We start from the raw sequence: 250 nt of genomic DNA, 5'->3' as shown, positions 1-250 counted from the left end.
CTTGTTGAGTCGCCAGGATGAACACGGCGCACTCACCCATTACCACTGGGACGCCATGGGCCGGCTGCTCCAGACCACCTCGCCAACGGGCACGATCCGCGCCTGGACCTACAACGCCTACGGCAAGGTCACCGCCGAGCGCGACGAGCTGGGGCGGGTCACCCGTTATGAATACGCCGACGACCTGCACTTGGTCAGCCGCCGCCTCAACCCCGACGGCACGGCGCTCAAGTACCGCTACGACTCGGCG

1 protein-coding gene is annotated in these 250 nt (G+C 66.8%); it reads left to right on the top strand.

The features are described from left to right. Positions 1 to 250, top strand: a 250-nt coding sequence (locus tag ACLEJR_RS27120) for a hypothetical protein (protein ID WP_440817793.1), incomplete at both ends; no start/stop codon positions are given.

This window comes from Pseudomonas sp. SMN5 (assembly GCF_052041925.1).
In the GTDB taxonomy this organism is placed as follows: domain Bacteria; phylum Pseudomonadota; class Gammaproteobacteria; order Pseudomonadales; family Pseudomonadaceae; genus Aquipseudomonas.
The sequence above is the reverse complement of the archived record's forward strand: the minus strand, read 5'-3'. Positions and strand labels throughout refer to the sequence as shown.